Origin of the sequence: Bradyrhizobium genosp. L (assembly GCF_015624485.1) — a bacterium.
Classification (GTDB): domain Bacteria; phylum Pseudomonadota; class Alphaproteobacteria; order Rhizobiales; family Xanthobacteraceae; genus Bradyrhizobium.
This window is the reverse complement of record NZ_CP061378.1, coordinates 1,403,661-1,415,169: the sequence shown is the minus strand read 5'-3', so window position 1 is coordinate 1,415,169 and position 11,509 is coordinate 1,403,661. Positions and strand designations below refer to the sequence as shown.

Below are 11,509 nucleotides of genomic sequence, written 5' to 3'. Positions count from 1 at the left end.
CGGCCAGCTTGACCATACTCCAACGTCCGCGATCAAGTGGGCGCAGCGCTTCGGAACTTCGCCACGCGCATCGAATCAGGAGGGTAGATGCGAACGCCTATTTCAAATGAAATAGCTGCAGACATAATGTTTCGCCATGATCGTACTTGCTGCGTGTGCAATGCGCCGGGCAAGTCCGTCCAAATACACCATATCGACGAAAATCCTTCTAATCATGACCCAGACAATCTAGCCGTGCTGTGTTTAGAGCACCATGAGCAAACTCAGGTTCGCGGCGGGTTCGGCAGAAAGCTCCGCGATGTCGATGTAAGGAGACATAGAGAAGATTGGTTGAGACGTATTGCAGAAAGACGCGCCGCCGCTGACAAAATTGTTGTCGAGCGAATGGCTCTGGGTGCGCCCGAGGCCGACTCACCTCACTGGACACGGCCAACGGATGAAGCCTTAGCTACGATTCTCAATACACTCCCGATCATTTACGAAGACATAAGACGGCGAGCGTCGCCGTTACTCAGTTCCGTTGTACGCGGAGACATGTTGCACGGATTGCAAATGGTTATCGATGTGCTCGCACAAAGTTGGATACGCTTAGCCGCTTGGTATCCACCAAGACACTTCGGTGGAGTGCGAGCCGATGAATACATCGCGAAGTTTGTTGCTGACAGATACGGCTGGAATCTTGCTCTCTGGGAGCCAGATGGCCCGGGCTCTGGCGGCCGCGAAGCCGCAATATATGCTCACGCAGACACGCAACATGACGTTGAACTAGCTGTCATTGATACCGTAAGACAACTCGGCATGTGGCTCGAGGAATTCGACCTGCCTGCATGGCGTGAAAGGTGGGAGCGCGCTAAAAAGACAGGCGAGACTAAGGGGTGAAAGCGAGATACGCGCGGTGAAGGTGGGCGCCTCAAGCTAGAGGAGACGAACACACTGTTGCGCGAGATGGAAGATGCGTCAAACTCTGGCCGGTGCAACCACAGCCGCCCGACCTATGTCGAACTGAAGCTGTCGGAATCGAGAAACTGTTCGGGCGAAGGTAGCTTTTTACGAGAGGTTTGGGATGACTCGAGAGGATTTGAAGCCACTCATTTTGACCGCAATCGGTTCGCCCGGCAACAAAGCAAAGATCGCGAAAATTGCGAAGTTCATCTGGGATCACCACCAGAGTGACCTAGAGGCCTCCGGAGATTTCTTCTACACTTGGCAATACGATATGCGATGGGCAGGCGACAGCCTCGTAAAGGAGGGAAAGCTCGACAAGAAATCGCGCGTGGGAGTGTGGGAGCGGCTTAAGTGATCCGCAACACCCGTGGGATGGGTAGAGCGAAGCAAAACGCATCACCTTGCCGCGTCGATGAAAGGTGATGGGTTTCGCTGCGCTCTACCCATCCTACGAATTCTGCTTGGCAGGTGGTAGCGCGGCAAAATCAATGTCGTCCCGGCGAAAGCCGGGACCCATAACCACCGATCTCGATGGACCAAAGCTGTGGCCCCAGCGCGCTTTCACAATCCACATTTGTGGTTATGGGTCCCGGCCTTCGCCGGGACGACAGTTCAAGATGCCGCGCCAGCCCGCAAGAACACAAATTCCGTGTCGTCATACGCGCGGCGCTCGAGCTCTTCGAATCCCTCCGGCGCCATAAACGCCGCGGCCTTCGCCTCCTCCACCACTGCGAGCGCGCCCGGCATTAGCCAGCCGCCGTCGCGCAGCGAGGCGAGCGCCTTCTCGGCCAGGCCCTTGCCATAGGGCGGATCGAGGAACACCAGCGAGAACGGCTCGACCGGATGCGCCGGACCGAGATCGGTCGCATCGCGGCGATAGACCTTGGTGACACCGCCGAGGCCGAGCGATTCCACATTGTTGCGCAGAAGCGCGCGCGCCTCCGCGCCATTGTCGACGAACAGCGTGAACTTGGCGCCGCGCGAGGAAGCCTCGATGCCGAGCGCACCGGTGCCGGCGAACAGATCGAGCACGCGCGCGTCCGCGATCGGATCGTCATAGGCATGGACGAGGATGTTGAACACGGACTCGCGGAGACGATCCGCCGTCGGCCGGATCTCGCGCCCTGACGGCGATGCGAGAGTCCGCCCCTTCAATCGTCCCCCGACGACACGCATCGCGCCCTACTCGTCCTGCGGCTTGAGATCGCGCTTGCCGTGATAGCCGCGCTTGGGGCGGCGCGGCGGGCCGTAGCCATTGGCTTCGTCCTCGTTGCGGGCGCGGGCCTCCTCGCTGCCGGAGCGCTGCACCAGCACGCGACGGCCCTTGCGGTCGTTGATCGTCTCGCGCTTGGGCTTCGGCTTCCTGGCGGGCGTATCGTCGCCATCGCCGGTCTCGCGCTGCTCCGGCCGGGTGAAGTCGGCGCCCGCGATCTTGGCGACCTTCTCGCCGAGCTGCTCGCGCAGCACCCGGGTCTTGACCTCCTCGACCTTGCCCTCCTCGAGCTCGCCGAGCTGGAACGGGCCGTAGGACACCCGGATCAGCCGGTTCACCTCGAGGCCGAGATGCGCCATGACGTTGCGCACCTCGCGGTTCTTGCCCTCGCGGATCGCAAACACCAGCCAGACATTGGCGCCCTGGTCGCGCTCCAGGGTCGCATCGATCGAGCCGTATTTGACGCCGTCGACCTCGACGCCCTTCTTCAGTTCATCGAGCTGCGCCTGCGTCACCTCGCCATGCGCGCGGACCCGATAGCGCCGCAACCAGCCGGTGTCGGGCAATTCGAGCGTGCGCGCGAGGCCGCCGTCATTGGTGAGCAGCAGCAGGCCTTCGGTGTTGAAGTCGAGCCGGCCGATCGAGATCAGGCGCGGCAAGCCCTCGGGGAGATTGTCGAACACCGTCGGCCGTCCCTCGGGATCGGCGTGCGTCGTCATCAGCCCGCGCGGCTTGTGATACATGAACAGCCGCGTCCGCTCGCGCGGCGGCAATTGCTTGCCGTCGACAGCCACCACATCGTTCTCGGTGATATCGAGCGCCGGCGAATTGATGACGCGGCCATTCACGGTGACGCGGCCCTGCGTCACCATCTCCTCGGCGTCGCGCCGCGAGGCGAGACCGGCGCGCGCCAGCACTTTTGCGATGCGCTCGCCCGATTTCTTCGGCTTCGGCTCGGGCCGCTCGCGCCGGTCGTCCGAGGGCCGCTCGCGATAAGCGCCGCGGCCGCCGAAGGCGGCGCGCTTGGCGAACACCTTGCTGTCGTCCTCATTGTCGCGGCGCGGGCGGTCGGAGAAGCGGCCTTCGCTGCGCGGATGCTCCTGCCAGTCGGTACGGCCTTCGGGACGCTCGCGCCGGCGGTCACCGCCGTCTTCGTCCTTCTGCCAGCGCGGCCGGCTGAATCGCGGACGATCGCCCTGCTCGCGATCCTCGCGTGACCGCGAAAACCGCGGACGTTCGTCGCCACCGCGGTCATCGCGCGGCCGGTCATAGCGGGGCTTGTCGAAGCGCGGCCGGTCGAAATTGCGCGCGCCGTCGCGGGGCGGACGCTGCTCGCGATCGCCGCGGTCATCGCGCTTCTGCCACGGCTTGGATTCACCGCGCGGCGGCCGATCACCGAAATCCTTGCGCGGACCGCGGCTGCCACGATCTGGCGCGCCGCGCGAAAACTTCCGCTCGCCGCCGAATTTCCGCTCCGGCCGGTCGCCGTCGCGCGACGGACGATCACCGAAGGATCGCTCTCCGCGCGGCGTATAGGGCCGCTTCTCACCGTCGCGCTCCCGCGGCGTGTAGGGCTTCCTGTCGCCGAACTTCCGATCCGAAGAGCGTCCTGCGGGGCGCGCATCGTCGCGATCGCGGCGCGGCGGACGGTCGTCACGGTTATAGTTCGGGCGGTCGCCGCGCGGCGTGTAGGGGCGTTTTTCGCCGCCACGGTCTTCGCGCGGCTTGAACGACCGCTTTTCGCCGCCACCGTCACGGTCAAATCTCGGCCGATCGGCGCGGGGCTTGAATGCGCGCTTCTCGCCGTCACCGTCGCGCGCGGGACGCTCACGGAACGGCCGGTCGCCGCGGGGGCGGTCGTCGCGGTTGAACCTGGGCTTGTCGCCGAAATCGCGGCGCGGTGCATCACCCTCTTCGCGGCGACGATACGGACGCTTCTCGCCATCGCCCTTACCGGCCGAATCCTTGGCCCCAAAGCCGCGTTTGGCGAATTTCTTGTCCGGTCCTCGCGCGGCGCCGGAGCGGCCCTTGCTTCCGCCGGAGCGACCCTGGCCGCCCCCGGGCCGATCGCGCCGGCCGCGGGAATCGTTGTTTTTGTCGCTGTCGCGGGGCATGAATGATCTCGCTGGACGTTCAATTGGGGTGCAAAGGTAACCGGCCGTACGCGCCCTGTTGGCAGCGCGCTTGACGCAAAACCGGCATCCGCTGTTGCTGAAGGCGACGCTAGTAGCAGGTTTCTTCCGATGATACGAGGCATGTCAGCCCCTTCTTTCATGGATTTGGCGCTGAAAACGGCCGAAAACGCCGGAAAATCGGGCGAAGTTCCGATCGGATGCGTGATCGTGCGGGGTTACGATGTGATCGCCACCGCCAGCAACCGCACCCTGACCGACCGCGATCCGACCGCCCATGCCGAGATCCTGGCGATCCGGCAGGCTGCCGAGACAATCGGCACCGAACGGCTGGTCGATTGCGACCTCTACGTCACGCTCGAACCCTGCACCATGTGCGCCGGCGCGATCTCGCTCGCCCGCGTCCGCCGGCTCTATTACGGCGCTGCCGATCCCAAGGGCGGCGCGGTTGAATCAGGCGTGCGCTTCTTCGCCCAGCCGACCTGCCACCACGTGCCGGAAGTCTATGGCGCGGTGGGGGAGACCGAGGCGGCGCGCCTGCTGCGCGAGTTTTTTCGGGAGCGGCGGTAGGGCCGCTCGCTCCCTTTCACGCCGTCGTCCTGGCGAAAGCCAGGACCCATTACCACCGAGTTTGATTGTGAACCGGATTGTGGCCCGGGCCTCGCGCGACAATGAGCGGCTGGGGTAATGGGTCCTGGCTTTCGCCAGGACGACGCCGAGTGTTTGGTGCCGCTTTTGAGCGATACATTCACATTTTCTCAGGATGACGGTGCGGAAACGAGCTACGCCGCCAGGAAAAACTCGCGCAGCAACTTCGCCGTCACATCCGGATTCTCCTCCGGCAGGAAATGCCCGGAATCTACCGGCGCCCCCGACACATTCGTTGCCCACTTCTTCCACGTATCGAGCGGCGTGGTCGCCGCGCTCGCTACGCCCGCATCACCCCACAGCGCCAGCATCGGGACCGTGATCTTGTTGCCGGCGTCGACATCGGCCTTGTCGATCTCGTAATCGGCAAAGGCACCGGCGCGGTAGTCCTCGCACATCGCATGGATGCGCGCGGGATCGCGGAATGGCGCGATATAATGTTCGAGCGCACGCGGATCGATCGCATCGAGCGTCTTGCTCTTGGTCTGGCTCGCCATCTTTTCCTTGAGGAAGAATTCGCCGTGGCCTGCGATCAGCGTCTCCGGCAGCGGAAAAGGCTGCGCCAGGAAGGCCCAATGATAGATCTTCAGCGCGGAGAGCCGATTCAGCTTCTGCCAGTAGTCATAGGTCGGCGCGATATCGAGCACCGCGAGCTTCGACAGCCGGCCGGGATGATCGAGCGCCAGGCGGTATGACACCCGCCCGCCGCGGTCGTGGCCGGCGAGCGCGAAATGCACATGACCGAGCTGCTCCATCATTTCGATCATGGTCCTGGCCCAGACCCGCTTGGTATAGGGCGTGTGATCCTTGTCGCTGTCGGGCATGTCGGACCAGCCGTAGCCTGGCAGGTCCGGGATGATCAGCGTGAACTTGTCGGCGAGATCAGGCGCCACCGTATGCCACATCACATGGGTCGACGAGAAGCCGTGCAGCAGCAGCAATGGTGGTCCGCTGCCGCCGACGCGGGCGAAGATGCGGCCTTGTGAGGTGTTGATCCATTTCGAGGCGTAGCCGGGAAAAAGATCGGCGAGATCGGGCATCGTTGGCTCCTTCCCTGACGCAGCCCATGCTTCAAACTTTGTTTGGCGTTGCCGCTGGCTGTCGCGAGGTTTATGCCATCCTCACGTCGCGCCAACAACAACATGAAATGAGGGAGTGCCATGTCGATCGATTTCGAGATTCCCGCCGAAGCCAAGGCGATCCGCGAAAAGGTCCGCAAATTCGTGCACGACGAGTGCATCCCGGCGGAAAAGCAGCTCGACAGCAAGCCGCTTCCCGAGGTGCTCGCGCCGCTGCGCAAGAAGGCCCGCGCACAGGGCCTGTGGTGCCCGTTCGTGCCGAAGGAATATGGCGGCATGGGCCTCGGACCGCTGGCGAACGCGCTGGTGCAGATGGAGCTCGGCGAAAGCATGCTCGGCGCGCTGGCGCTGAACACGCAGGGCCCCGACGATGCCTCGATGATGACGATCCTGGCGCACGGCACCGAGTACCAGAAGGAAAAATTCCTTAAACCCCTGCTGAACGGCGAGAAGCGGATCTGCTTCTCGATGACGGAAAAGGCCGCCGGCGCCGACGCCACGGGCATGCAGACCACGGCGGTGAAGGACGGCAACGAGAACTACATCCTCAACGGCGAAAAGTGGTTCTCATCCTCGGCGAGCGTCGCCGACATGGCGCTGGTGATGGCCAAGACCGATCCGAACGCGCCGCGCCACAAGCAATATTCGACCTTCATCGTCGAGCTGCCGAACCCCGGCTACAAGATCAAGCGCAATATCGCCAACATGGCGATCGAGGGTCCGCATGACGACGTGATCCATGGCGGCCACTCCGAGATCGAGATCAAGGATCTGAAAGTGCCCGCCGACAATCTGCTCGGCGGCGAGGGCAACGGCTTCAACATGGGCCAGCACCGCCTCGCCTATGGGAGGCTGCGCCACGGCATGCACAACGTCGCCAAGGCACAGCGCGCGCTCGACATGGCGGCAGCGCACGTCACCAAGCGCTCGACCTTCGGCCAGTTGCTGGCCGACCGCCAGGCCGTGCAGTTCATGCTCGCCGACTGCGCCAGCGAGCTCTATATCGGCCGGCTGATGCTGCTGCACATCGCCTACAAGGCCGAGAAGGGCCTCGATATCAGGCAGGAGAACTCGATCGCCAAGATCTTCCATGCCCACATGGTGCACAAGGTGATCGACACTGCGATCCAGCTCCATGGCGCGCTCGGCTTCAGCCAGGATACGCCGCTGGCGAAATGGTACACCCAGGTGCGCTCGCAGCGGCTGGTCGACGGTCCCGACGAGGTGCACAAGTGGAAGATCGGCAAGAACGTCATCAAGGCGTTCCGCGAGCATGGGACGACGGCGAGTGCGGCGGGCGGGGATTTGCTCTGACCGACTGCGTAGCTGCGTAGGGTGGGCAAAGGCGCAAAGCGCCGTGCCCACCATCCACGCCGTGCTCGTGATGGTGGGCACGCTTCGCTTTGCCCACCCTACGCGCTAGCCCTTCCGCTCCACCTCCACCGCCTGCCAGGCGATGTCGCGGCGGCAGAAGCCGTCGGGCCATTCGATGCGGTCGACGGCCTGATAGGCGCGGTCCCGCGCCTCGGTGACGGTCTTGCCGATCGCGCTGACGTTCAGGACGCGACCGCCATTGGCGAGCACGGCGCCGTCCTTCGCCACCGTGCCGGCGTGGAAGATCTCGACGCCCTCGACCTTGGCCGCATCATCGAGCCCCTCGATCCGCGTGCCCTTGGCGTAATCGCCGGGATAGCCCTTCGCCGCCATCACCACCGTCAGCGCGGGTTCGGGGTACCAGCGCAGATCGAAATGCTTCAATTGCCCGTCGCACGCCGCGAGCAACGCCGGCACGATGTCCGACATCATCCGCAGCATCAGCACCTGGCACTCGGGATCGCCGAAGCGGACATTGTACTCGAACAGCTTTGGGCCCTGCGCGGTCAGCATCACGCCGGCATAGAGCACGCCCTTGAACGGCGTGCCGCGGCGCTTCATCCCGGCGACCGTCGGCAGGATGATCCGCGTCATGATCTGGTCGTGCACCTCTGGCGTGACGAACGGCGTCGGCGAATACGCGCCCATGCCGCCGGTGTTCGGGCCCTCGTCGTGATCGAACACGCGCTTGTGGTCCTGCGCCGTCGCCAGCGGAATCGCGGTCTCGCCGTCGCACAGCGCGAAGAAACTGATCTCGCGGCCCGACAAGAACTCCTCGATCACGACCTCGGCGCCGGCCGAACCGAAGCCGCCCTCGAACATCATCGTAACAGCGGCTTCGGCCTCGGGCAGCGTCATCGCCACCACGACGCCCTTGCCGGCGGCGAGGCCATCGGCCTTGACCACGATCGGCGCGCCCTGTGCCCGGACATAGGCCAGCGCGTCCTCGGCATTGTCGAAGCGGCGATAGGCACCGGTCGGAATATCGAACTCGCTGCAGAGGTCCTTGGTGAAGCCTTTGGAGCCCTCGAGCTGCGCAGCGAGCTTGCGCGGCCCGAACGCCCTGATGTCGACGGCAGCGAGATCATCGACGATTCCAGCGGCGAGCGGCGTCTCCGGCCCGACCACGACCAGATCGACCGCATTGGACTTACAGAACCCGATCACAGCCGCGTGGTCGGCGACATCGAGCGCAACGCACTCGGCTTCGCGCGCGATCCCGGCATTGCCCGGCGCGCACCACAGTTTGGTCAGCAGCGGGGATGCTGCGATCTTCCATGCCAGCGCATGTTCGCGGCCGCCGGAACCGAGCAGGAGGATGTTCATCGATGCAGCCGATCGAGGGGTTGCGAGGCCATTTTGCGATGGTTTAGCACGGCTCCGGACCGTCGCAATCGATCCGTGCCGGCCCTATGTGGATATGTGAGGCGCTGCCCGAATTGGGCCGCGCGGACCTTGCACATGGCGACGAAAACCCCGATTCTATAGCTCGAATGACCGCTGCACCGAATCTCGTCAACGCGCCCGAATTCACCGTCTCGGAACTGTCCTCCGCCCTGAAACGCACGGTGGAGGACCGGTTCGGCCATGTCCGCGTCCGCGGCGAGATCACGGGCTTTCGCGGCCCGCATTCCTCCGGCCACTGCTATTTCGCACTGAAGGACGAGAGCGCCAAGATCGAGGCGGTGATCTGGAAGTTTGCCCATGCCCGGATGCGCTTCAAGCCGCAGGAAGGGCTCGAGGTCATCGCGACCGGCAAGCTGACGACCTATCCGAACTCCTCGAAATACCAGATCGTCATCGATTCGCTGGAGCCGGCCGGCGTCGGCGCGCTGATGGCGCTGATGGAGGAGCGCAAGAAGAAGCTCGCCGCCGAAGGCCTGTTCGACGAGGCGCGCAAGCAGCTCTTGCCGTGGCTGCCGGAGGTGATCGGTGTCGTCACCTCGCCGACCGGCGCCGTGATCCGCGACATCCTGCACCGGCTGGAGGACCGCTTTCCCCGCCGCGTGCTGGTCTGGCCGGTCAAGGTGCAGGGCGAAGGCTCGGCCGAGCAGGTCGCGGCCGCGATCCGCGGCTTCAACGCGCTGCCCGAGGGCGGAAAGATTCCACGACCCGACCTTCTGATCGTCGCACGCGGCGGCGGCTCACTGGAGGACCTCTGGTCGTTCAACGAGGAGATCGTGGTCCGCGCCGCGGCCGACAGCCATATCCCGCTGATCTCGGCGGTCGGCCATGAGACCGACATCACGCTGATCGACTTCGCCGCCGACAAGCGCGCGCCGACGCCGACCGCAGCCGCCGAAATGGCAGTGCCTGTCCGTAGCGAGCTGTTCACCGAGGTAGGCGCGCTGGCCCGCCGCGTGACCGTGTGCTGGCAGCGCGGCCAGGAGGCCCGCCGCACCGAGCTGCGCGCCGCGGCCCGGGCGCTGCCCGCGGCGAATGAATTGCTCGCGATCCCGAGGCAACGGCTCGACCATCTCGGCGCGGCGCTGCCGCGCGGGCTGAAAGCCAACACCCACGCGCATTTCCGCCGTTTCGCCGCCAGCAGCGCGCGGCTCACCATCGGCGTATTGCGCGGCCAGGTCGCGCATGCGCGGCAGCGCCTCACCGTCTCCGGCGAGCGCATCACACTCTCGGCGCGCGCGCTGCTGCATCGCAGGCAGGAGCGCTTTGCCGGGCTCGAGATCCGGCTCAAGGCCTCGCGGCTCGCCAACGCCAAGGCGCAACGCAACGCGATCGCGCGCGATCTGGAGCGCACCCACCGCCTCGCCGAGCGCGCTCGCCGCGCGCTCCTCACCACCATGCAGCGGCTGGAGGCACGGGTCGCCCATCGCGGGCAATTGCTGGCGGCGCTGTCCTATCGCGGCGTGCTGGCGCGCGGCTTTGCGCTGGTGCGCGACGAGCGCGGCCATTCGGTCCATGCCGCCGCCGATATCGGCCCCAGCGCCAGCCTCTCGATCGAATTCGCCGACGGCCGCGTCGCCGCCACCACCGATGCCGATCGGCCGCCCGCGAGCCCGCACAAGCCGCAGCCGCCGCGCGAAACAAAACCCGCGACGCCGAAGCGGATCGTGAAGCCCGTCGATCAGGGCAGCTTGTTCTAGCGCGACAACCATTCGGCGACGCGCCTCTGCGCGTCCTTGCGGGCGTCCGCGTCGGTGCCGACGTGGCCGCGTTCCGCCTCCGTGCCATCGGACGAGACTGCGATCGCATGCAGCGGCAGATTGGCGCGATCGAAATCGTGATAGGCCTCGGGATAGACCACGATGCGGGCGAGCGCGCTGCGACCGCGGGCGGCATCGACCATCTGGTGGCAGGCCGATGGCGAGGTGACGTCGTCTCGGCCGCCGATCAGCACCAGCGTCGGCACCCGCGCGCTCCAGCCGAGACCGAACGAAGAGCGGCAGTCCGGATAGAACGCGACCGCCGAGCGGAAATCCGGCTCGCTGTTGCGCGACCACATTTGCGGCCGCACCGCCCACAGCAAGGCGGCGGCACCATTGCCCCAACCGACCAGGCTGATGCGGCCCTTCGCCACCCATTTCTGCTGCACCAGCCACTGCCGCGCCGCGCTGATGTCGGCGACCCGCTCGCGGCGGACCTGGACCTGACGCTCCTTGACCCGGCATTGCGGGCCAAGTTCGCGCGAGCCGTAGCTGTCCGGCAGCAGCACCGCGTGACCTGATGTCAGCAGTTGCTCGGCCCAGTCGCGATAGCGCGGCAACACCGGCTCGGAACGGGTGGCGAGCCCGTCGCAGCTGTGCAGGGCGATCACGGTGGGAAACGGCCCGTCACCGTCGGGCCGGTAGAGCTGCGCATGCAGCGTCACATTGCCTTCGGGGATCTCGACCTGGTGCGGGACCGGCAGCGGCGTCGCGGCCGCAAGCGGGGCAGCTGATATCGTCAGTAACATTAACGCTGATTTGAGGCGCATCAGATCCGGCCGTCTCGTTATGGTGCGGGAGACACAGCGAACCATATGTGCAACGCTATCATGCACTTCCGCCGCCAAATCATCACAAGTCGGTGGTTTAACGGGCGGACACGCCGTCCTATGTAGGATAGACGGTTTCATGAACATCCAGTAATCATTATGCAGGGCAAGGCGGAGCTTCATT

Annotated in this window: 10 protein-coding genes; 5 read left to right on the top strand and 5 right to left on the bottom strand. The window is 65.0% G+C overall.

Annotation, left to right across the window (positions count from 1 at the left end):
* The first annotated feature begins 87 nt into the window (after positions 1 to 87).
* Both IC762_RS06610 and IC762_RS06605 read left to right on the top strand, forming a co-directional pair.
* The gene (locus IC762_RS06610; protein ID WP_195787887.1) at positions 88 to 879 is read left to right on the top strand and encodes an HNH endonuclease signature motif containing protein; all 792 of its coding nucleotides are present in this window, start codon (positions 88 to 90) and stop codon (positions 877 to 879) included.
* 184 nt (positions 880 to 1,063) lie between these two features.
* Positions 1,064 to 1,300 carry a hypothetical protein gene (locus IC762_RS06605; protein ID WP_195787885.1) on the top strand — a complete coding sequence of 79 codons (237 nt, stop codon included), beginning with the start codon at positions 1,064 to 1,066 and terminating at the stop codon, positions 1,298 to 1,300.
* 257 nt (positions 1,301 to 1,557) lie between these two features.
* On the opposite strand, the gene rsmD is transcribed toward IC762_RS06605, so the two are convergent.
* The gene (gene rsmD, locus IC762_RS06600) at positions 1,558 to 2,121 is read right to left on the bottom strand and encodes a 16S rRNA (guanine(966)-N(2))-methyltransferase RsmD (protein WP_195787883.1); all 564 of its coding nucleotides are present in this window, start codon (positions 2,119 to 2,121) and stop codon (positions 1,558 to 1,560) included.
* 6 nt (positions 2,122 to 2,127) lie between these two features.
* Positions 2,128 to 4,272 (bottom strand): pseudouridine synthase, encoded by a 2,145-nt coding sequence (locus IC762_RS06595; RefSeq protein WP_195787881.1) that lies wholly within the window; start codon positions 4,270 to 4,272, stop codon positions 2,128 to 2,130.
* A 129-nt stretch (positions 4,273 to 4,401) separates the two neighbouring features.
* Here IC762_RS06595 and IC762_RS06590 point away from each other — a divergent pair, with 129 nt between their 5' ends.
* The gene (locus IC762_RS06590) at positions 4,402 to 4,860 is read left to right on the top strand and encodes a nucleoside deaminase (RefSeq protein ID WP_195787879.1); all 459 of its coding nucleotides are present in this window, start codon (positions 4,402 to 4,404) and stop codon (positions 4,858 to 4,860) included.
* 212 nt (positions 4,861 to 5,072) lie between these two features.
* Here the strand turns inward: IC762_RS06590 and IC762_RS06585 are convergent, their stop codons facing one another.
* Positions 5,073 to 5,978, bottom strand: a complete 906-nt coding sequence (locus tag IC762_RS06585; RefSeq protein ID WP_195787877.1) for an alpha/beta fold hydrolase — start codon at positions 5,976 to 5,978, stop codon at positions 5,073 to 5,075.
* A gap of 120 nt (positions 5,979 to 6,098) precedes the next feature.
* Here IC762_RS06585 and IC762_RS06580 point away from each other — a divergent pair, with 120 nt between their 5' ends.
* Positions 6,099 to 7,331 carry an acyl-CoA dehydrogenase family protein gene (locus IC762_RS06580; protein ID WP_195787875.1) on the top strand — a complete coding sequence of 411 codons (1,233 nt, stop codon included), beginning with the start codon at positions 6,099 to 6,101 and terminating at the stop codon, positions 7,329 to 7,331.
* 105 nt (positions 7,332 to 7,436) lie between these two features.
* Here IC762_RS06580 and purD read toward each other — a convergent pair whose 3' ends face one another.
* Positions 7,437 to 8,717, bottom strand: a complete 1,281-nt coding sequence (purD, locus tag IC762_RS06575; protein ID WP_195787874.1) for a phosphoribosylamine--glycine ligase — start codon at positions 8,715 to 8,717, stop codon at positions 7,437 to 7,439.
* A gap of 167 nt (positions 8,718 to 8,884) precedes the next feature.
* On the opposite strand from purD, the gene xseA reads away from it, so the two are divergent.
* Positions 8,885 to 10,495, top strand: a complete 1,611-nt coding sequence (gene xseA, locus IC762_RS06570; protein ID WP_195787873.1) for an exodeoxyribonuclease VII large subunit — start codon at positions 8,885 to 8,887, stop codon at positions 10,493 to 10,495.
* Here the strand turns inward: xseA and IC762_RS06565 are convergent.
* Positions 10,492 to 11,325 carry a dienelactone hydrolase family protein gene (locus IC762_RS06565; RefSeq protein WP_195787871.1) on the bottom strand — a complete coding sequence of 278 codons (834 nt, stop codon included), beginning with the start codon at positions 11,323 to 11,325 and terminating at the stop codon, positions 10,492 to 10,494. The two genes, xseA and IC762_RS06565, sit on opposite strands and share 4 nt — an antisense overlap.
* Positions 11,326 to 11,509: the final 184 nt, after the last annotated feature.

Excerpts from the sequence above, each read along its gene's own strand:
- rsmD (WP_195787883.1), bottom strand. The coding sequence starts at position 2,121 with ATGCGTGTCGTCGGGGGACGATTGAAGGGGCGGACTCTCGCATCGCCG.
- purD (WP_195787874.1), bottom strand. The coding sequence starts at position 8,717 with ATGAACATCCTCCTGCTCGGTTCCGGCGGCCGCGAACATGCGCTGGCA.
- IC762_RS06585 (WP_195787877.1), bottom strand. The coding sequence starts at position 5,978 with ATGCCCGATCTCGCCGATCTTTTTCCCGGCTACGCCTCGAAATGGATC.
- IC762_RS06610 (WP_195787887.1), top strand. The coding sequence starts at position 88 with ATGCGAACGCCTATTTCAAATGAAATAGCTGCAGACATAATGTTTCGC.
- IC762_RS06565 (WP_195787871.1), bottom strand. The coding sequence starts at position 11,325 with ATGCGCCTCAAATCAGCGTTAATGTTACTGACGATATCAGCTGCCCCG.
- xseA (WP_195787873.1), top strand. The coding sequence starts at position 8,885 with ATGACCGCTGCACCGAATCTCGTCAACGCGCCCGAATTCACCGTCTCG.
- IC762_RS06605 (WP_195787885.1), top strand. The coding sequence starts at position 1,064 with ATGACTCGAGAGGATTTGAAGCCACTCATTTTGACCGCAATCGGTTCG.
- IC762_RS06590 (WP_195787879.1), top strand. The coding sequence starts at position 4,402 with ATGATACGAGGCATGTCAGCCCCTTCTTTCATGGATTTGGCGCTGAAA.
- IC762_RS06595 (WP_195787881.1), bottom strand. The coding sequence starts at position 4,272 with ATGCCCCGCGACAGCGACAAAAACAACGATTCCCGCGGCCGGCGCGAT.
- IC762_RS06580 (WP_195787875.1), top strand. The coding sequence starts at position 6,099 with ATGTCGATCGATTTCGAGATTCCCGCCGAAGCCAAGGCGATCCGCGAA.